We start from the raw sequence: 18,627 nt of genomic DNA, 5'->3' as shown, positions 1-18,627 counted from the left end.
GTAATGGGGATCTTGCGCGGTTACATGCGGCATTCAGGGCAAGAGGATGTCGCAGCGTTGTAAGAAAAAGGCGCGCGAAGGAAACGGGAAGAAGCGAGTGAATTACAAGCATATCTTTTCGCAGGCGATTGACCGGCTCCACAGCGAAGGCCGCTATCGCGTGTTCATCGACATCCTGCGCAACAAGGGTGCCTTTCCCAACGCCCGCTGTTTCCACGGCCATAACGGGCCGAAGCCGATTACCGTGTGGTGCTCCAACGACTATCTCGCCATGGGCCAGCATCCCAAGGTCGTCGCCGCGATGGAAGAGGCGCTGCACGATGTCGGCGCCGGCTCCGGCGGCACCCGCAATATCGGCGGCAACACCCATTATCATGTCGATCTGGAAGGTGAACTGGCCGATCTGCATGGCAAGGAAGCAGCCCTGCTCTTCACGTCGGGCTATGTCTCGAACGAAGCGACGCTCTCCACGCTGGCAAAGATCCTGCCCGGCTGCATCATCTTTTCCGACGAGCTCAATCATGCATCGATGATCGCGGGCATCCGCAATTCGGGCTGCGAAAAGCGCGTCTTCCGTCATAATGACGTTCAACATCTGCGCGAACTGCTCGCTGCCGAAGATCCCGAAGCGCCCAAGCTGATCGCCTTCGAAAGCGTCTATTCGATGGACGGCGACGTTGCGCCGATCGCCGAAATCTGCGACCTTGCCGATGAATATAATGCGCTCACCTATCTGGACGAAGTCCATGCCGTGGGCATGTATGGCGCGCGCGGCGGCGGCATTTCTGAACGCGACGATGTCGCCCATCGCCTGACCATCATCGAAGGCACGCTGGGCAAGGCGTTCGGCGTCATGGGCGGCTATATCGCCGCCGATCAGATGATCGTCGATGTGATCCGCAGCTATGCGCCCGGCTTCATCTTCACCACTTCGCTGTCTCCGGTTCTGGTCGCGGGTGTGCTGGCCAGCGTCCGCCACCTCAAATCCTCCAGCGCCGAACGCGAAGGGCAACAGGCATCGGCCGCAAAGCTCAAGCAACTGATGCGCGACGCCGGTCTGCCGGTGATGGATTCGGTGACCCACATCGTGCCGCTGATGGTCGGCGATCCGGTGAAGGCCAAGCGGATCAGCGACATCCTGCTCGCCGAATATGGCGCCTATGTTCAGCCGATCAATTACCCCACGGTGCCGCGCGGCACGGAACGGCTGCGCTTCACCCCCGGCCCGGCGCACAGCGAAGACATGATGCGCGATCTCGTGTCCGCGCTGGCGGAAATCTGGGATCGTCTGGAACTGGAAAAGACGCAGCGTCGGGCGGCCTGACGGGTTGGCGGCGTAAAGGGCCGCTCCCCGTCCTGCCGCCGGGGTTTATCCCGCGCCGCATTTTTCAGTTGATCGTGATTTCCGCGCCGTCGGATGTTCCATCTGACTTGAAATCGCTCTAAGGCGTCGTGCCATGATCCTCGTCATCGACAATTATGACAGCTTCACCTGGAACCTCGTCCATTATCTGATGGAACTGGGCGCACAGGTAGAAGTCGTGCGCAACGACGCCATTTCTGCGGGGCAGGCCCTGTCCACCGGCGCCAAGGCATTTTTGCTGTCGCCCGGTCCCTGCACCCCCAATGAAGCAGGCGTCAGTCTGGATCTGGTCGCCGCCTGTGCCGATGCTGGCGCGCCGTTACTGGGCGTATGCCTTGGCCATCAGTCGATCGGGCAGCATTTCGGTGGCAAGGTGGTGCGCGGCGGCCTGATGCATGGCAAGACCTCTCTCGTCACCCATGACGGCACCGGCCTGTTCGAAGGCCTGCCTTCGCCCTTTACCGCCACCCGCTATCATTCGCTGATCGTGGAGGATATTCCCGACACGCTGGTCGTCAACGCCACCAGCGCGGACGGCTCCGTCATGGGTTTCCGCCACGCCACGCTGCCGATCCATTCGGTGCAGTTCCACCCGGAAAGCATCGCCACGGAACATGGGCATGACATGCTGGCGAACTTCCTGCGCATCGCAGGATTGCCGGTGCGGGAACGCGAAGCCGCCTGATCCTGTCCTATTATCGGCGATTATTCTATAATCCGAAGGAAACTTGGCATAAGTTTCCGCATCGGGACATGTTGTTTCAGAATAAGCGGGAAAAGTGCGAAGTTAAGGCACTGGGCCCCCTCGACTCACCGCCCCCCCGCCGACTAAGGCAGAGCCGATGACCAGCCTGCTCGACCCTTCCTCGCCACTGTCGGCGGATGCCGCCGCCGCGGCTTTTGACCTGCTGTTCGACGGCGACCTGACTGACGCGCAGATCGCCGACTTCCTCGTCACCATGGCCCGTCGTGGCGAAACGGCGGTGGAAATCGCCGCCGCCGCCCGCGCCATGCGCGCCCGCATGATCAGCGTCGTCGCACCGCAAGGCGCCATCGACGTCTGCGGCACCGGGGGCGATGGCCACCATACGCTCAATGTCTCCACGGCCGTCTCGCTCGTCGTCGCCGCCGCTGGCGTGCCCGTCGCCAAACATGGCAACCGCGCCGCTTCGTCCAAGGCGGGAGCCGCCGACACGCTCGAAGCCCTGGGGCTGAACCTCGACCGCGCGGCCGCTACGGCCGAAGCGACCCTGGCCGACCTCGGCATCTGCTTCCTCTTTGCCCAGAACTATCATCCCGCCCTCAGGCGCCTCGGCCCGATCCGCCGGTCGATCGGCGAGCGCACCATCTTCAACCTGATGGGACCGCTCGCCAATCCCGCCAATGTCCGCCGCCAGCTGGTCGGCATCGCGCGTCCGGCCTATGTTCCCATCTATGCCGAAGCGCTCGCCGACCTTGGCGTCGACCGCGCCATGATCATCTCCGGCGACGAGGGGCTTGACGAACTCTCGCTGGCGGGCGGCAACGACATGGCGGAAGTGAAGGGCAACGCCCTCGTCGCCATGCATCGCCTGACCGCCGCCGAACTTGGCCTTTCGACCCATCCGGTCACCGCCATCCGTGGCGGAGACGCCGCGCATAATGCGGCGGCCCTGCGCGCCCTGCTACAGGGCGAACCCGGTCCCTATCGCGACGCGGTTCTCCTCAATGCCGCCGCCGCGCTGGTCGTCGCAGATCATGTGCCGGACCTGCGCGAAGGTGTGGAGGAAGCCGCCGAAACCATCGACCGGGGCCTTGCCAACGCCCTTCTGAATTGCTGGATTGCCTATCAATGACCAACAAGCTGATCGAAATCTGCGACTTCAAGCGCAAAGACGTCATCCGGCGCAAGGCTGAAACCAGCATCGCCGCGCTCCACGCCCGCGCCAGCGAACAGACGCTGCCACGCGGCTTTCGCAAGGCGCTGGACGACGCCGCCCGCTCCGGTTTCGGCCTGATCGCGGAGGTCAAGAAAGCCAGCCCGTCCAAGGGACTGATCCGCGCCGATTTCGATCCGCCCGCCCATGCGCAGGCCTATGCCGCTGGCGGCGCGGCCTGTCTGTCGGTGCTGACCGACGAACCCTATTTTCAGGGCCATGACGATTATCTGATGGCCGCCCGTTCCGCCTGCGCCCTGCCGGTCCTGCGCAAGGATTTTCTGGTCGACCCGTGGCAGGTGCTCGAAAGCCGGTCGCTGGGTGCCGATGCCATCCTCATCATCGTCGCCGCACTGGACGACGGACAGATGCAGGAAATCGAGGATGCCGCGCTCGGCCTTGGCATGGATGCCCTGGTCGAAGTGCATGACGAAGCGGAACTGGAGCGCGCGCTCAATCTCCGGTCGCGCCTCATCGGCGTCAACAATCGCGACCTGCGCGACTTCAGCGTCGATTTCGCCCGCACCTATGAACTGGTGGGCAAGGCGCCCAAAGGCTGCACCTTCGTCGCCGAAAGCGGCCTGACCGGCCACGCAGACCTCACCGCCATGGCCGATCATGGCGTGCGCTGCTTTCTTGTCGGCGAAACCCTGATGCGTCAGGCCGACGTGGAAACGGCGACCCGCAATCTGCTCACCGGCGCATGACGCGCCTCACCCATCTGGACAAAGACGGCGCGGCCCGCATGGTCGATGTGTCGGCCAAGGCGATCACCGCGCGGCAGGCCATCGCCTCCGGCCGCATCGACATGAGCGCCGACGCTGCCAGCGCCATTGCCGATGGCCTCGTCAAGAAGGGCGATGTTCTGGCGGTTGCCCGCGTCGCGGGCATCATGGCTGCAAAGCGCACCGCCGACCTGATACCGCTCTGCCACCCCATTCCGCTCAGCGCCGTGACCGTCGATTTCGCGCTGGACGACCATGGCGTCACCGTCACCGCCACCGCCCGCACCGCCGGGCAGACCGGTGTCGAAATGGAAGCGCTCACGGCAGCATCCACCGCGCTGCTCACCATCTACGACATGGCAAAGGCACTGGATAAGGCCATGGTGATCGGCGCAATCCGGCTGGAATCGAAAAGCGGCGGCAAGTCCGGCGACTGGCACCGCGCGTCATGAGCCTGCTCCCGGTCGCAGAAGCACAGGCCCGCCTGTTAGCGCTGGCCGCGCTTCTGCCGCCGAAAACCGTTCCCATCGATCGGGCTGTCGGCCGCTGGCTGGCGCAGGATCTGCTCGCCCTGCGTGATCAGCCATGGTCCGATCTGTCGGCGATGGATGGCTATGCCCTGCGCGCTGCCGAATTTCCCGGCCCGTGGCAGGTCATAGGCGAAAGCGCAGCGGGCACCGCGCAGCAGCCTCTGCTTGCCGCCGGACAGGCATGCCGCATCTTCACCGGCGCGCCTCTGCCGCCCGGCGCGGACGCCATCCTGATCCAGGAAAATGCCATTCGCGATGGTGACCGCCTGACCGCGAACGCCGATCCCCTATTGGCTGGTCGGCACGTCCGGTCGCGCGCCTCAGACTTCGCCGATGGGGCCACGCTCATGCCCGCAGGGGTTCGCCTCGGCCCGGCCCAGATTGCGCTGGCCGTGCTGGCAGGCCATGGGACTTTAACCGTCAGGCGCCGTCCCTGCGTTGCCCTGCTCTCCACCGGCAATGAACTGGTGCCAGCTGGCATGTCCACGCCGCCCGGCTTTCTTCCCTCGTCCAATGCGCCGATGCTGGCGGCCATGCTCGGTGCGCTACCGTGCGATGTTCTGGATCTGGGAATCGTGCCGGACGATCTTGACGCCATGGTGACGGCATTTGATCGCGCGCGCGATGCCGACATCATCGTTTCGACCGGCGGCGCGTCCGTCGGTGATCATGACCTTGTACGCCCCGCTTTTGCCAGAGCAGGCGGCACGCTCGATTTCTGGAAAATCCGGATGCGCCCCGGCAAGCCGCTGATGGCGGGGCGCGTTGGCAATGCCGTCTTTCTGGGGTTGCCAGGCAATCCCGTTTCCGCATTCGTCACCGCTTTCCTCTTCCTCCTGCCGCTCGTCCGGCATATGAGCGGCGCCAGCAACCCGCTCCCAGCCTCGATGGAGGCAACGCTCGCCGGGCCGCTGCCCGCAACCGGAGAACGCGACGATTATCTGCGCGCCTTTCGCGGCGCGGACGGCGTCGTGTCCGTCACCTCGCAGGACAGCGCCGCCACCGCCGCGATGGCAATCGCCGATTGTCTCATCCTGCGTCCCGCCGGGTCGCCCGCCATCGAGGCGGGGATGCGCGCGACCATCCTGCCCTTTTGAAGGCGCTTGACTAATCTTCATCTGTTTCCTATGCGTTCCTCATACGTTCCACGGAGGATCGCGCGATGTTGACGCCCAAGCAGCAGGAATTGCTGAGCTTCATTCAGAATCGATTGGAAGAAGGCGGCGTGTCCCCCTCTTTCGAGGAAATGAAGGACGCGCTCGACCTGCGGTCCAAATCGGGTATTCATCGCCTGATCAACGCTCTGGAGGAACGCGGATTCATCCGCCGCCTGCCCAATCGCGCCCGCGCGCTTGAGGTGTTGAAACTGCCGGATGCGATGCATCGGGTTCCGGCGCCGGTTGCAGCGACCAAGCCAAAGGCTACGCAGCCCGCGCCCGCGTTGCCGATCGCTGCCAATGACGTGATCGAAATTCCGCTTCACGGCCGCATCGCCGCCGGTGTTCCGATCGAAGCGATGGAAGGGCATAATATGTTGTCCGTCCCGGCCGCGCTTCTTGGTGCCGGCGATCATTATGCGCTGGAAGTATCGGGCGATTCGATGATGGAGGCGGGCATTCTCGACGGCGATTTCGCGCTGATCCAGCGGACGGACATCGCGCGTGAAGGACAGATTGTCGTCGCCCTCATCGATGATGCCGAAGCCACGCTCAAATATTTCCGTCGCGAAGGCAGCCGGGTTCGCCTCGACCCCGCGAACAGCGCCTATGAACCCCAGATCTACGATCCGCGGCAGGTTCGCATTCAGGGCAAATTGGCGGGCTTGCTGCGCCGATATAATTGACGGTACGGGCGGGCGTTCGCCCGCACGGGCCGGGCTATCCATGGATGTGCATCGCCCGGCTGATGAACGGTGTGAACTTCCCCCGTTTTCAGGATGATGGACACTCCGCCGGTCCGGATCAGTAGCGATCGGTCGATCTTCAGCCAGCGTGGATGGCACCATCGCGGCAGGCGGCGATCGCTGATCACGATGTCCGCCGATGCGCAATCCCGTATGAAATCGGCCCGCGCGATCAGCATGTCGTTCCGCGTGAAGAGCAATCGCCAGTTGCGGCCATGGTCGTCCGGCATTCGAACGGCGCACAAATCCGTCGAACAGCGCGCGTTCGGCAGATCTGCGATTGCCGTCAGGGCGCCGTCATAGCCTGCATTTTCCGACAGCGTATCGCGAACATAATCGCCCGCGCGATCACGCAGGATCGCCATGCCGCTGCCTGACCGCACCGCCACATGACGGCCATCGCCCGTCACCAATATGTCCGGCGGACTGGTCAGAAAGGTGATGGCAATCCCTGCCGCAAATGGTGCCAACCCCAGCCACCGCCAGCCGGTTCGCCACAGCATGCACCATAGCAGCCCCGCCATGCTCATGCCGAAAATTACAGTCCCCATGGCCGGTGCCAGCATGCTCGCCATCGGGCTGGCGGCAACGCCATGGGCTAGCAACAGCAACAGATTCAGCGCCTGCTTCGTCATCCACCAAAATGGTGCGCCCAGTCCCACGGCATCCAATATCAGCGCCAACGCCTCCAGTGGCATGACCACGAAGGTCGTAAGCGGAATGGCGATCAGATTGGCGAAGGCGCCCAGCAACCCCGCCTTGTGAAAATGGAACAGCGCGATGGGCATCAACACCAGCTCCACCGCAACCCCGGTGGCCAGCATGACTAACATGCTACGCCCGGCCTTGTTGAACCAGATTTCGTCCCTTGCCGCCGCGAAGCTCCGAAACCTGTCATGTTCCGCCAACGCAACCAATGCCGTGACGGCGGCAAAGCTCATCTGGAAACTCGGCCCCACCAGCGCCTCGGGCCATATGGCCAGGACGATCAGCGCCCCGCTCGCCACCAGCCGCAATGTGATCGCGTCCCGTCCCATGGCCAGCCCGCCCAGGACCAGCAACGCCGCCACGCAGGATCGCACCGTCGGCACTTCCGCCCCCGTCAACAAGGTGTAACCGATACCGGCAATCGCGCCGCCTGCCGCCGCAATCAGCATCAATGGCATACCCAAAGCCGCCCGCTGGCTGAGCGCCATCAGCCGCATGAGCAGAAAAATCACCGCGCCGATCAGCGCAGTCACATGCAATCCGCTGATGGACAGCAGATGCGCCAGCCCGCTGCGGCGCATCGCTTCGGCGTCCTCCTCCGCGATGGCTCCCTGATCGCCGGTTGCCAGCGCCGCCGCAATCCCCTTCGCCGGGCCATCGATCCGGTCCAGAATATGCGCGAACAACCGCGCCCGCAAAGCTGGCGCCTGCGTCGATGGCACTACGATCGCAATTGGTCGCAATGCCTTGCCCGTTGCGCCAATCCCCTGAAAATAGGCACGCGCGGCAAAATCATATCCGCCCGGCACGCTGGGCGGCGCAGGCGGCATTAATCGCACCCGAAACCGGATACGCGCACCCTCGCCCAGTCCGGCGACCATATCTTCTTCGGCAATATTGACGCGCACCACTGACGGCAGGCCGGACGGTTCGGTCGGCCTGATCGTCACGCGCACCATGGTTTGTGCTGGCACCGGGCGAACGCCAACCACATCGCCGGTCATCGTCACGAAAATCGGCCTATGCAGCGGTGCATTCCCGACCAGAGCCGACTTCCCCCAGACCAGCAGGCATCCCGCGCAACCCAGAATTGCGCCCGCCAAAACGATCCGTCGCACTCGCCCGCCTGATGGCAGCATCGCGCCGAGACAGGCGGTCGCCAGCATCACGCAGCAAAAGGCCAGCCAGCTCATCGCATTGGGCAGCACAAACCACGCAGCAATGCCCGATCCCAGCCCGATCGGCGCCCACAGGCCGATCTGTTCGCGTTCGCGCTCAAGCCGCTTTTCCCCGTCTTCGCACAACAGTTGTGCCAAAGCCGTCAATCTCGGACCAAGGGAGGTTTGTCGTGGCTCAAAAGCCATGCTAGGGGGCGTCGCATCCATGGTTCAGCTAGGCGAATGTCGAGGAATATGACGGCGAGTGCAACGGGAATGAATAAGCAGGTGGTGACCCGTTTCGCCCCGTCCCCCACGGGCTTCCTGCACATTGGCGGCGCCCGGACGGCGCTGTTCAACTGGTTGTTCGCGCGCCACCATGGCGGCAAGTTCCTTCTGCGTGTCGAGGATACGGATCGCGCCCGCTCCACCAAGGAAGCGGTCGACGCGATATTCGATGGCCTGGAATGGCTGGGCCTTGGCGGGGACGAACCGGCGGTGTTCCAGTTCGAACGCACCCCGCGCCATGCCGAAATTGCAGACAAATTGCTGGCCGCAGGCTATGCCTATCGCTGCTATGCGACACCGGAAGAACTGGCTGAACTGCGCGAACAGCAGCGCGCCGCCAAACAACCGATGCGCTATGATGGCCGTTGGCGGGACCGTTCGCCAGAAGAAGCCCCCGAAGGCGCCCCCTTCGTCATCCGCATAAAGGCGCCGCGTGACGGTGAAACCGTGATCGAAGATGCGGTGCAGGGCCGTGTGGTCGTGCAGAATGCTGAACTGGACGATATGATCCTGCTTCGGTCCGACGGCACGCCCACCTATATGCTGGCGGTGGTCGTGGATGATCGCGACATGGGCGTGACCCACGTTATTCGCGGCGACGATCACCTCAACAACGCCTTCCGCCAGCTCAGCATCATTCGTGCGATGGCTGAGATCGAGGAAGGCTGGGCAGAGCCGGTCTACGCCCACATCCCCCTGATCCACGGCTCTGACGGCGCAAAGCTGTCGAAGCGTCATGGTGCACTGGGCGTCGATGCCTATCGTGACGATATGGGCATGCTTCCCGAAGCGGTCCTGAATTACCTCCTGCGGCTTGGCTGGGGCCATGGCGACGAAGAAATCATCCCGATCGAACGGGCCATCGAACTGTTCGACATCGCTGGAGTAGGCCGTTCGCCATCGCGTTTCGACATCAAGAAGCTGGAAAATCTGAATGGCCATTACATGCGCGAAGCGGACGATGTTCGCCTTGCTGCGCTGGTTGCGCCGCGGGTTGAAAAACGGCTTGATGTTGTCATGTCAGATACCAATATTTCGGTTCTAACACAGGCGATGGCTTCCCTGAAACCACGCGCCAAGAACCTTGATGAAATTGCGGAAGGCGCAGAATTTCTGTTCAAAAATCGCCCTCTCGATTTTGACGAGAAGGCGTTAGCTTTGCTGGATCACTCAGCGCGCGCGCTGCTCCGAAAGGCAGCCGACGCTCTCCAGCCCGTGCAGTCCTGGACGGTGGAGGCGATCGAAGACGCGATACGTCATGTAGCAGAGGATGCCGGTCTGGGACTGGGCAAGGTGGCACAGCCGCTCCGCGCTGCGCTCACTGGCCGCACGGTCTCACCGGGAATTTTCGATGTCCTCTTCCTTTTGGGGAAAGAGGAGAGCTTGAAACGGCTGAACGATGTGGGGCACGCATCGATCGGTTGATGGCATACAAGGAGAACAATATGTCGGATAATAAAGCCAGTTTGACTGTCGGAGGCGACGCGAAAGACTATGCCATTATGGGTGGCACCGTCGGCCCTCAGGTCATCGACGTACGCAAGCTCTACGCCAATACCGGCATGTTCACCTACGATCCGGGCTTTACCTCGACCGCCAGCTGTGAATCCGGCCTGACCTATATCGACGGCGACGAAGGCGTCCTCCTGCACCGCGGCTATCCGATCGGCCAGCTCGCCGAACAGTCGAGCTTCATGGAAGTCTGCTACCTGCTGCTGAACGGCGAACTGCCTTCGGCCAAGGAGCTGTCGGACTTCACCAACACCATCACCCGCCACACGATGATCCACGAACAGCTGACCGCGTTCTTCCGCGGCTTCCGTCGTGACGCGCATCCCATGGCGATCATGGTCGGCGTCGTCGGCGCCCTGTCGGCTTTCTACCATGACTCGACCGACATCAACGATCCGGAACAGCGCCGCATCGCCAGCCACCGACTGATCGCCAAGATGCCGACGATAGCGGCCATGGCCTATAAATATTCGGTGGGTCAGCCCTTCGTCTATCCGCGGAACGACCTCAGCTATACCGCCAACTTCCTGCGCATGACCTTCTCGGTCCCGGCGGAAGAATATGAGCCGGATCCGGTCGTCGTGGACGCCATGGACAAGATTTTCATCCTCCATGCCGACCATGAACAGAATGCATCGACCTCGACCGTTCGTCTGGCCGGTTCGTCGGGTGCAAATCCCTTCGCTTGTATCGCTGCTGGCATTACCTGCCTGTGGGGCCCTGCCCATGGCGGCGCGAACGAAGCTGCGCTCAACATGCTGCGCGAAATCGGCACCGTTGATCGTATTCCGGAATATATCGCCCGCGCCAAGAACAAGGACGATCCGTTCCGCCTGATGGGCTTTGGTCACCGCGTCTACAAAAATTACGATCCGCGCGCGACGGTCATGCAGAAGACTGCGAAGGACGTTCTGGAAAAGCTGGGCGTCAACGATCCGGTTTTCGACGTCGCCAAGGAACTGGAACAGATCGCGCTCAACGATCCTTATTTCATCGAAAAGAAGCTCTACCCGAACGTGGACTTCTATTCGGGCGTCATTCTGTCCGCCATCGGCTTCCCGACCGAAATGTTCACGGTGCTGTTCGCCCTTGCCCGCACCGTCGGCTGGGTTGCCCAGTGGAACGAAATGATTTCGGACCCAGCGCAGAAGATTGGCCGTCCACGCCAGCTGTACACCGGCCCGGCGCAACGCGATTATGTCGCGGTCGACAGACGCTGATCGGCACAAAATGTCATGAAAGAGCGGCGCCGGTTTCGGCGCCGTTTTTTATTCTCAACTGCCTACCGGCAGCGACAATATGAAGCGCGCGCCTTCTCCCGAAGCCCCCCCAATCCGTATGTCTCCGCCCATGGCACGCGCCAGACGGCGGGAAATATAGAGGCCCAGGCCGCTTCCCGCCGCGTCGTCACGCCCTAGCCTTTCGAACTTCTCGAAAATACGCTCCCGGTCCGCCTGCGCTACGCCTGGTCCCTGATCGATCACGGCGATGCGCGCTTGCCCGCTTTCCCATTCGGTCGCCACACGCACTTCGGTGCCTTCAGGCGAATAACGGACCGCATTGCCGATCAGGTTGACCAATATCTGAAGAACGCGGCGGAACTCACCTATCGCGGGCAGGGTAGCCTCCTGCGCCGGGGCGATGATCGTTATTCGCCGGTCCAGCGCCTTGACGTTCAGAAGTCCGGCAGCCCGACGTCCCAAATCCGCCAAGTCGATCTCTTCCGTCGCAACGGAAAAGTCCGGCCGGTCGATCGCCTGCAAATCGGCCAGATCATCGACCAGTGCCATCAAATGTCGCCCGGCCGCCGCAATGTCATTGGCATAACCGGCATAGTCAGGTCGCAACGGTCCTTCCAGTTGCGCGCTGATCGTATCGGCATTGGCAATGATGCGGCCAAGCGGCCGACGCAGGGACCGATCGAGCCTCCGCCCAAATTCGATGGGGTACAGGGCAAGCGACGGTTCCTCCGCCGTCGGTGCTTCTACAGCGGATTCCAGCCGAAGCGCCGTACCGCGATAGGCGGTCAGTTGCCCGCCATGATCGAAAATCGGAAAAGCCGACAAGCGAAACCGGCTGCCTGCATTTGAGGCCATGACGGCATGCTGATCGCGAAATGCCTGCCGCTGCGCAAAGCCGCGCAACATGGCCATGTCGCCATCGCTGTCCGCCTGAAGCTGAAAATAGCTGGAAAAACGTGCTCCTGAAACTGGCGGAGGATCAGGCAACTGCCCTTCCTGCCCGCGTCCTTCCATTACCATCTGAAAGCGCAATTGCGTATCGATCTGCCATGTCCAGCCATCGGTCAGCGCAGCGATGTCGGCATCACGCCTGCCATCGTCGACCGGCGCCGACACAGCCAGCCGTTCGCGCCAGTCCACGATCGTCAGGCCAACGCCGTCATCTTCCGGTTTCGCCCGCACCCACATATCGATGTCGCCGCGCTGTGCTGCGGCGACGACCGATCTGGACACCAATATCCTAAGGCGTGCTGACAGCCGGGCGATAGAGACGAGTTGGGGCACCGCCAACAGGTCGCCCAGATCGGCTCCCGCCTCCCGCTGCAACCCAAGCAACGGCGCATCCGCGTTGAGCAGACGGCCATCCAGAGCAAGGGTCGCCCGAATGATCGCCGGGTTGGATGGCGCGATCATGTCCCCGACACCTCATGCAGATGATCGACTTTGGCTCGCAGCGCCGCCGATGTCCTCAGCGCAGCGATCCTGTTTTGCGCCTGCGCGTCGTCCATATCCCGATAACGATCGGCCTCAGCCACGATCATGGCGTCGGACAAAGCCGGTCGGACGGGCCGCAACGCCAACAGCAGCAATCGATAATCTGCGTCCGAACCACCCAAAGTCCGGCACAGGCTGGCAAGCTGCTCAACCGTTCCCATCACCAGCAGTCCGACGATCTGCCTGCTTTCCATGCGCAACCGGCGCGCCACGACCGCCGCAAAAAGAAGGAAGCGCCGCTGTTCGAGCAGAAGTCCCAAAAGTTCGGGATGATCCGCCCGTTCATCCATTTTCCGAACGAGCAGGTCTGCCTGAGAAATCGGGCATATCTCCTCATCATGATCGCCCAGCAGTTTCCAACCCGACCTGTCGAACGCTGGCAAGAGCAAGCCTACGCCATGCCCCAGCGTCCGGCTCGCCACCTGTGCAAGGCAGGCTGCCACCGTCCACGTCAGTTCTGCAAAATGCTCTGCTGGCAGATCCGCCTTCATCGGTGCATCCTCTGCACCTGGCGTCGTCCACCGTGCTTCCGCAAGCATCAGGCTGGACATAAGGTCGCCCAATTGCGGATCGTTAACGGAAGGAACTACGCCCTGCTCCCCTTCACCCAGTTGTTCGACATCCGCATGTCCAACCTGCCGTAGCATGGCAGTCACGCCTGCACGCATGCGCATGTGATTGAGCAATTCCGGGCTGATCAGAGTAGGCTGTGCGCGAACGATCGGCCATGCAAGCGGCGCTGGCCAGCCATCCAGCGCGGCAACGACATCCGGCGCATGGTCGAGCGATAGCCTCAGCGCCATTTCTATAGCGGTGATGCAGCCCCCCAAATGACGGCGCGTTTCGGCTATCAACATATCCGGACGGGCATCTCCTTCTTCCGGAAAGAAGAATGCCAGATCAATTGCATGACTGACCGAAACGGCGGACAAACCGGCCACAATGCGCGCCATGGGCCGGTCGCTCGCCATGCCGGATGTGGACGAATAAACGCTCATGCCGGACAGCATAGGCAGACGTCCTTAAAATGCACTAAACCCTGCGGCGAAAAAATGCCTTTATTCGGCTTTCTTCAACAGGATCGTCGCGACGGACGCTATCGACAGCAGCATCGCGACCCGGAAACCACCCGTCATCATCCCGCCCAGGCCAGACAGGATCAGCAGAAGCAATGCCGTGCCGGGCGTAAAAATCATCCACGGTCGCGCATTGCCGGTACGCCTCCAGCGATCGGCAAGCATGATGATGCCAAGCATCAATGCCAGATCGGCAGCCAGCGTGGTACCGCCCGCCAGAACCATTCCCACCAGAGCCATGATCGGAGCGCCCAGAGCCAGCCATCCCGTCGGCGGCGGCCGCAAAGCCAGATTTGCCAGACGATCGCTTATTTCCGACAGAAACAGTGCCGCGATCAGCAAGCAAAAGCCGGTCAGTGGCCAAAGCAATTCGATAGGGACCATGGCCACCGCTCCCAGTGCAATGGCCGCGATCCGCACCTGAAGCGCGGGCACCTGCATGCGCATGAGCGACGGGCTGACGATTCGCGCCAGCGGTGCCAGCAGATAATGTTCAATGCCGCCGCGCGAATGCCCTTGCCCGGCGCCGGCCGCAGTAACCGCCCGCGCCACCAGATCGGCATGCGCCTGACTTTCGACCAGCGCGACCCGCCCTTCCAGCAGATCGTCGTGCGGCACGGTGATCCGTCGCGCGCCCTTCTGTACGGCAGTGCGGACCAAAGTCAGCGCCAGATCCCAGTCGCCAATCATGTCCAGCGTGCCGAACAACAGGTCCGGACTGATCCGGGCAAGCCCCGCCCAACGCTGCCCAGCGTCGATACGTTCGAAAGGCGCACTGGCGCGGCTGTCGTCGGTGACCAGCATCACATTGCCGTTCGCCTGACCGATTTCATCGAAATGCGCCTGAGCCAAAATGGCGCCGTCGGCAACCAGAAGGACATCGCTATCCCGTGGCGCGTCCCGTACCATCGAAACCATGTCGCGAATCAGCGCCACGGCAATGCCGTCCGCGCTCAATCGGTCGACGGCCTGCGATAATGCAGGCGTAATGACGCTCACCAATATCATGATGCGGTCCGCGCCTGCCTGAGCTGCCTGACGCGCCTGATATTCGATCAGACTTTGTCCGGCGAAATACAGGCTGGCCCGCAAACCTGCGGGCGAATCGCCAGACGCGCGGCTAGCGCCTAAAATTGCGGCGAAACTCATAGATGTTGCTTACAGACCCGATCCTTGTGCCACGACCTTTTTGCAAGGCAGCGGACTTAGCGCAAGTCGCGCTTTTGCCTGCAATATGTCAGGCCTGATCCAAAAGCGCCAATGCAGCCTTCAGACGTCGCAATATGCGGGGATCGCCGGGCGCCGCTGCGGCCGCTTCATCCGCCAGTATCATGAGCGAATTCAGCCCAAAACTGGCGGCCAATCCTTTCAGTCGCCACGCCGCCAGCTCCCAATTGGCGTCGCAGCGCGCGCGACCAAGCAAATCGATCTGCCGCGCGGCACTTTCCAGAAATGCGATGCGCAGTTCGGCGATAAGCGCGCTATCATCGCCGACAGCGGCGGCCAATGCGGCATTAAGGGCGCCAGGATCATAGGACATGGGACGGACGCTATCTGGCTTGCGTTAAGTTTTGGTAACGGGGCATTTGCGTATCGGGAAAAGATGATAGGATAGGGGCATGACAGGGGGCAGCACCATCGTCGAGTTCTGGCGAGACGAACAAACCGCGACCGGCAACGAGTCGCAGACGGACGATATTTTGCTTTTGAAACAGGCCGTTCTAGATATTGACGACAACCCGCAACATGATGGCCCTGATACGACATTGATAACGCGTATGCGTTGGGCGAGGGCGGTGCTGGCGCTCGCCTGGCTGGGCTGTGCCGGCTGGGCCATAATCACCTCAGGCACGCTTGATACTGGTCCGGCCGCCTGGGCCAATGCTCTCGTCACATTGGTAGTGCCTCTTACCCTTCTTGGCGTCTGCTATCTGTTGCTGGTTCGGAACAGCCGCAGCGAATCGCGTCGCTATCTCGACACGGCGCGTGCGTTGCGGACTGAAGCCGATCTGCTGGAATTGCGCCTTGGCCGCATCGGCCGTCAGTTGGAAACGGCGCGACAGGCGATGCAGGATCAGGCCGAACTGCTCGACAGTTACGGCGCCGCCGCCAGCAGCAATATGGAGGCATCCGCCGAACTGATTGCCGGTCGTGCTCAGGCCACGTCCGACCGTGCGGAAGCGGCGGAACGATCCGCCATTGCATTGGTCGCCAGAATGGACGCTCTGATCGGTTCCATCCCCGATCTGGAAGATCGTACCAGCCGCATGACGGCCCAGATGATGGATAACGGCCATGCGCTGGCTGAACGTATCGATACGCTGGAAGCGCGGCTCCATGCACTGGCTGAGCTATCCGATGATGCCCGTGCCCGGACCATGTCCGCAACGAAAAGCCTGTCCAGCCAGTTGACGCAATTGCAGGAAGCCACCCGATCCGCCGCCCAGGAAGTAACCGGCATGGCCGATATTGCGGCAGGCCGGATCGACGCCACGGCGCAGGACGCCCGTCAGGCGATGGATCGCAGCCGTCAGGACATGGAGGATCATGCCGCCGCGTTGACGGCCCTTGTCGAAACGGCGCAGGCAAGCGTGGCGAACACCAGCGGGCTGGTGCGACAGGCGCTGACGCAGGATCTGGACGCGGCCAGCAGCAATCTCGATGCGCGTCTGCATGACGCGCAATCCAGAATGCAGCAGATACTGTCCATGACCGACGATGCGCTTTCGCGGCGGGCGCAGGCACTCGAAACGCTGGTCGCGGCAGCAGAAAAAGGTATGGGGCAGGCGAGCGAGGACGCCCTGTCCCTTCTGGAACGCGACATGGAGGCGATGGAAACCGATCTCCGCCGCCGCCTGGACAATGCTCTGCAACATGCGCAGGAAACCCTGGCTATCACCGAGGGCGGCCTGAGCAGTCAGGCGGCCATGCTCGATGCGCTGATCGCACGGTCGAGAGACAGCCTGAATATCATCGGTGACGAGACCGTTCATGGGCTGAGCGACACGATCGGCGATGTCGAAGGCCGCCTTCATCAGATCAACGACATGATCGAAGGTCAGCGCAGCCTGATGACCAGCCTGTATAGCAGCCTGCACGATACGATCGCGTCGACCGAGGGTCGGTTCGCCGCTCTGGAAGATAATGCTCTGGCGCGGGGCGAACGGTTAACGGCCGCCCTGACCCGCATGACAGACGAAACCCAGCGGATTGACAGAGCGCTTGCTGACGGCGGCATGACTGCGGAAAAGCTGATCGGATGCGCGGAAACGCTGCTTGTCGCGCTGGATTCCAGCGTGCGCGAACTGGACGAAACCTATCCGGCAGCCCTCGAACGGTTCGATGCCAGATTGCAGCAAAGCCGCGCGCTCCTTGGCAGCACGACGCCGGAAATGGAGCGTCTGGAAGCTATTTCCGAGGCTCTGGTCGGTCGCACGGAAGAAGCCGAAGAGATGCTGCGCGGTCAGGGCAGTCGTCTGACGGAGTGGCTGGAAAGTACGCAAGGCGGGCTAGAGGCCAATCGCGAACTGGTGGAACGCCTGCGAATCACATTGGACGCGGCACATCAGGATGCGACCCGCATTACGGAAGGGGCCGGGCCGTTGCTGGTTACCGCCCTGCTCAGGGTCAAGGACACGGCGGATCAGGCGGCTGAACGGGCCCGCCAGGCTTTGGGTCGCGCCATTCCTGAAGCGGCACAACAGCTGGCCCAAGCCAGCGATGAAGCCATGCAGGCCGTCGTCGGAGACAAGGTAACTGCGCAGATCGAACAAGTTGGCAGGGCGGCTGAAGAAGCGGTGAAGGCCGCGCATCAGGCTTCGGAACGGCTGACGCGCCAATTGCTGACCATCGCTGACGCCAGCGCTAACGTCGAACAGCGCATTGAGGAAGCGGAACGAGCGTCGGAAACGCGGGATCGCGATCATTTCGCCCGACGTTCAGCTTTGCTGATCGAATCCCTTAACAGCACGGCGATCGACGTTGCCAAATTGCTGTCGAATGATGTCACCGATTCGGCATGGTCCGCCTATTTGAAGGGCGACAGAGGTGTTTTCACGCGCCGTGCCGTCAAACTGCTCGACACCGGCGAATCTCGTGAAATAGCGTTACATTATGATAATGACGCGGAATTCCGCGATCATGTGAACCGCTATATCCATGATTTCGAAGCGATGTTGCGGATTATATTGTCGGCGCGAGATGGCAATGCACTGGGCGTGGCCATCCTTTCGTCAGACATGGGCAAACTTTATGTAGCCCTGGCGCAGGCCATCGAACGCCTGCGTCAATAGGCCACGATACAGGCTATCGATTTACGGAAATAGACGACGCACTCTGTTTCCGTAAACCCGCAGCTTTTTGGAATGCGTGACTATCCTGATTATCGAGTCGAGCATCGGGAGCCATTTCCGCGCATCCCTGCATACGGCTCCATGACGACGCTTTCTCAATTAGGCGTCTCGCGATACCCGTGCGGCGGACGTCGGGGCAGACATAATGCCCTCAATCAACAGGACCGGCCCGGTATCGCAACCGTTGACATCATCCTGACGAAGGGTTGCCTCCACACACCCGATAGCCGCACCATGACCATCCAGTGCCATAAATGCTGCCATGGCCGCGCCTTCATTCAAAATGTCGGCAATTTCGGCCATATACTCAGTCAGGCATAAGGGCAAAGCGCATTTGAAGCCAATCGTCCCGATGTCCCAAA

The 18,627-nt window shown here is 61.9% G+C and carries 17 protein-coding genes; 10 read left to right on the top strand and 7 right to left on the bottom strand.

Features of this window, described 5'->3' with window-relative positions:
- Positions 1–97: 97 nt before the first annotated feature.
- The 7 genes from hemA to lexA all read left to right on the top strand — a co-directional run bounded on the left by hemA (position 98) and on the right by lexA (position 6,377).
- Positions 98–1,324 (top strand): 5-aminolevulinate synthase, encoded by a 1,227-nt coding sequence (gene hemA, locus ACOJSJ_RS01695; protein WP_420143294.1) that lies wholly within the window; start codon positions 98–100, stop codon positions 1,322–1,324.
- A gap of 133 nt (positions 1,325–1,457) precedes the next feature.
- Positions 1,458–2,048, top strand: coding sequence for an anthranilate synthase component II (locus tag ACOJSJ_RS01690; RefSeq protein WP_420143250.1), 591 nt, complete (start codon positions 1,458–1,460; stop codon positions 2,046–2,048).
- A gap of 157 nt (positions 2,049–2,205) precedes the next feature.
- Positions 2,206–3,198, top strand: coding sequence for an anthranilate phosphoribosyltransferase (gene trpD, locus ACOJSJ_RS01685; protein ID WP_420143249.1), 993 nt, complete (start codon positions 2,206–2,208; stop codon positions 3,196–3,198).
- On the top strand, positions 3,195–3,986 hold the full coding sequence (gene trpC / locus ACOJSJ_RS01680; RefSeq protein ID WP_420143248.1) for an indole-3-glycerol phosphate synthase TrpC: 792 nt from the start codon (positions 3,195–3,197) through the stop codon (positions 3,984–3,986). The genes trpD and trpC overlap by 4 nt, the downstream gene beginning before the upstream one ends.
- The gene (moaC, locus tag ACOJSJ_RS01675) at positions 3,983–4,456 is read left to right on the top strand and encodes a cyclic pyranopterin monophosphate synthase MoaC (protein WP_420143247.1); all 474 of its coding nucleotides are present in this window, start codon (positions 3,983–3,985) and stop codon (positions 4,454–4,456) included. Before trpC ends, moaC begins: the two co-directional genes overlap by 4 nt.
- On the top strand, positions 4,453–5,631 hold the full coding sequence (gene glp, locus ACOJSJ_RS01670) for a gephyrin-like molybdotransferase Glp (RefSeq protein WP_420143246.1): 1,179 nt from the start codon (positions 4,453–4,455) through the stop codon (positions 5,629–5,631). The genes moaC and glp overlap by 4 nt, the downstream gene beginning before the upstream one ends.
- Before the next feature lie 65 nt (positions 5,632–5,696).
- Positions 5,697–6,377 carry a transcriptional repressor LexA gene (lexA, locus tag ACOJSJ_RS01665; RefSeq protein ID WP_420143245.1) on the top strand — a complete coding sequence of 227 codons (681 nt, stop codon included), beginning with the start codon at positions 5,697–5,699 and terminating at the stop codon, positions 6,375–6,377.
- On the opposite strand, the gene ACOJSJ_RS01660 is transcribed toward lexA, so the two are convergent.
- Complete coding sequence (locus tag ACOJSJ_RS01660) at positions 6,338–8,509, bottom strand: ComEC/Rec2 family competence protein (protein ID WP_420143244.1); 2,172 nt, start codon at positions 8,507–8,509, stop codon at positions 6,338–6,340. The genes lexA and ACOJSJ_RS01660 overlap by 40 nt on opposite strands.
- Before the next feature lie 69 nt (positions 8,510–8,578).
- Between ACOJSJ_RS01660 and gltX the strand changes: the two genes are divergently transcribed.
- Positions 8,579–10,015, top strand: a complete 1,437-nt coding sequence (gene gltX, locus ACOJSJ_RS01655) for a glutamate--tRNA ligase (protein ID WP_420143243.1) — start codon at positions 8,579–8,581, stop codon at positions 10,013–10,015.
- Positions 10,016–10,035: 20 nt separating this feature from the next.
- Entirely contained in the window at positions 10,036–11,322 is a 1,287-nt protein-coding gene (gene gltA, locus ACOJSJ_RS01650) for a citrate synthase (protein WP_420143242.1), read from the top strand.
- 54 nt (positions 11,323–11,376) lie between these two features.
- Here the strand turns inward: gltA and ACOJSJ_RS01645 are convergent, their stop codons facing one another.
- The 4 genes from ACOJSJ_RS01645 to ACOJSJ_RS01630 all read right to left on the bottom strand — a co-directional run bounded on the left by ACOJSJ_RS01645 (position 11,377) and on the right by ACOJSJ_RS01630 (position 15,453).
- On the bottom strand, positions 11,377–12,756 hold the full coding sequence (locus ACOJSJ_RS01645; protein WP_420143241.1) for a sensor histidine kinase: 1,380 nt from the start codon (positions 12,754–12,756) through the stop codon (positions 11,377–11,379).
- A complete protein-coding gene (locus ACOJSJ_RS01640; protein ID WP_420143240.1) occupies positions 12,753–13,847 on the bottom strand; it encodes a hypothetical protein in 1,095 nt (364 codons plus the stop codon). Before ACOJSJ_RS01640 ends, ACOJSJ_RS01645 begins: the two co-directional genes overlap by 4 nt.
- Positions 13,848–13,895: 48 nt before the next feature.
- The gene (locus ACOJSJ_RS01635) at positions 13,896–15,062 is read right to left on the bottom strand and encodes a hypothetical protein (RefSeq protein ID WP_420143239.1); all 1,167 of its coding nucleotides are present in this window, start codon (positions 15,060–15,062) and stop codon (positions 13,896–13,898) included.
- Positions 15,063–15,150: 88 nt separating this feature from the next.
- Positions 15,151–15,453, bottom strand: coding sequence for an Hpt domain-containing protein (locus ACOJSJ_RS01630; RefSeq protein WP_420143238.1), 303 nt, complete (start codon positions 15,451–15,453; stop codon positions 15,151–15,153).
- Between the two features lie 79 nt (positions 15,454–15,532).
- Here ACOJSJ_RS01630 and ACOJSJ_RS01625 point away from each other — a divergent pair, with 79 nt between their 5' ends.
- Complete coding sequence (locus tag ACOJSJ_RS01625; protein ID WP_420143237.1) at positions 15,533–18,205, top strand: hypothetical protein; 2,673 nt, start codon at positions 15,533–15,535, stop codon at positions 18,203–18,205.
- Between the two features lie 13 nt (positions 18,206–18,218).
- On the opposite strand, the gene ACOJSJ_RS01620 is transcribed toward ACOJSJ_RS01625, so the two are convergent.
- Together ACOJSJ_RS01620 and ACOJSJ_RS01615 are read right to left on the bottom strand one after the other, a co-directional pair.
- Complete coding sequence (locus tag ACOJSJ_RS01620; RefSeq protein ID WP_420143293.1) at positions 18,219–18,365, bottom strand: hypothetical protein; 147 nt, start codon at positions 18,363–18,365, stop codon at positions 18,219–18,221.
- Positions 18,365–18,568: a hypothetical protein gene (locus ACOJSJ_RS01615; RefSeq protein WP_420143236.1), complete on the bottom strand. Its 204-nt coding sequence runs from the start codon at positions 18,566–18,568 to the stop codon at positions 18,365–18,367. The genes ACOJSJ_RS01620 and ACOJSJ_RS01615 overlap by 1 nt, the downstream gene beginning before the upstream one ends.
- Between the last annotated feature and the right edge of the window lie 59 nt (positions 18,569–18,627).

Origin of the sequence: Sphingobium sp., assembly GCF_048594625.1 — a bacterium.
GTDB lineage: Bacteria > Pseudomonadota > Alphaproteobacteria > Sphingomonadales > Sphingomonadaceae > Sphingobium.
The sequence above is the reverse complement of the archived record's forward strand: the minus strand, read 5'-3'. Positions and strand labels throughout refer to the sequence as shown.